The sequence below is a fragment of the Shimia sediminis genome (assembly GCF_003990645.1).
GTDB lineage: Bacteria > Pseudomonadota > Alphaproteobacteria > Rhodobacterales > Rhodobacteraceae > Shimia > Shimia sediminis.
Genome location: NZ_RYZK01000028.1, coordinates 1 through 1,656 on the forward strand (window position 1 = coordinate 1; position 1,656 = coordinate 1,656).

Annotated in this window: 1 protein-coding gene; it reads right to left on the bottom strand. The window is 41.0% G+C overall.

Annotated elements, in window-relative coordinates; translation table 11 throughout:
• Positions 1 to 173: 173 nt before the first annotated feature.
• Entirely contained in the window at positions 174 to 1,562 is a 1,389-nt protein-coding gene (gene tuf / locus EK369_RS22735) for a translation elongation factor EF-1 subunit alpha (protein WP_127116271.1), read from the bottom strand.
• Positions 1,563 to 1,656 lie beyond the last annotated feature (94 nt).

Here is a 1,656-nt window from a genome sequence, read left to right on the forward strand (position 1 = left end):
TACAAAAGGAGTCTATTTGAAAACTTGTTTATTCACAAACTTATCATGGTCATCCTATTAATTTAATTTTTAAAATAATATTCCCTGTCCTAGAAGTGGAAAATTACATTTAACATGTAGAAACATTTATGGAATAATAATAAAATGCGTGAAATTCTAAATTTCGGAAGCGGTTACTTCTTCTTTTGAGCTTTTTCGGCAGCTTTCGTTACTTTGCCGGAGGAAGGATCTTTGAAGTTGACACTCTTGATGACTCCTACAGCAACCGTCTGCCTCATGTCACGAACAGCAAAACGACCAAGGGGAGGGAATTCTTGGAAAGATTCTACGCACATGGGTTTAGTAGGAACCAAGTTGACGATGGCAGCATCGCCGGATTTGATGGCTTTTGGATTTTCCTCAGTTGTTTTTCCTGTACGACGATCAACCTTCTCTTTGATTTCAGCGAATTTGCAAGCAATATGGGCGGTGTGACAATCAAGGACAGGAGTATAGCCACTAGAAATTTGACCAGGATGGTTGAGAACAATAACTTGGGCGGTAAAGTCAGCTGCTCCTCTGGGTGGGTTGTTCTTTGAGTCTCCTGCTACGTATCCACGACGAAGTTCTTTTACTGATACGTTCTTTACATTGAAACCTACGTTATCGCCAGGCACGGCTTCCTGAAGGGCTTCGTGGTGCATTTCTACTGATTTTACTTCAGTAGTAATGTTAGCTGGGGCGAAAACAACCACCATACCAGGTTTAAGCACTCCAGTTTCAACACGGCCGACTGGTACTGTTCCAATACCTCCAATTTTGTAAACATCCTGAAGTGGTAGACGGAGTGGTTTCTCAGTTGGTCTACTGGGGGGCAAAATGGCATCTAAAGCATCAATAAGGGTCTTGCCTTCAGCTTTGCCTTCTTTACGTTCGATATTCCATCCCTTGAACCATGGCATTTTGTCAGAGGGCTCCAACATGTTGTCACCATGCCATCCAGAGATTGGTACGAAGACCACAGCAGTAGGATTATAACCAATTTTTTTGATGTAGGAGGATACTTCTTTTTTGATTTCTTCAAAACGGCTTTCGCTATATGGAGGTTCAGTGGAGTCCATTTTATTAACTCCAACGATAAGTTGTCTTACACCAAGAGTGAAGGCCAACAATGCATGTTCACGTGTTTGGCCGTTTTTAGAAATTCCAGCTTCGAATTCACCAGTACCGGCTGCAACTATAAGTACTGCACAATCAGCTTGAGAAGTTCCTGTGATCATGTTCTTTATGAAATCTCTGTGTCCAGGAGCGTCGATGATGGTTACGTAGTATTTCGAAGTTTCGAACTTCCATAAAGCGATATCAATTGTAATACCACGTTCACGTTCTGCCTTCAACTTGTCCAATACCCAGGCATATTTGAAAGAACCTTTACCCATTTCTTGGGCTTCTTTTTCGAATTTTTCGATGGTACGTTTGTCGATACCACCACATTTGTAGATCAAATGTCCAGTAGTAGTAGATTTACCGGAGTCTACGTGGCCGATAACCACGATGTTTATATGAACCTTTTCTTTACCCATTTTAATAAGTTTATAACGTTTTTAAACTGGTTAAAACAAACACTAAACTTTAAAACAAATTCAAAACCACGAAGTATCCAGCAACCGCACTCGG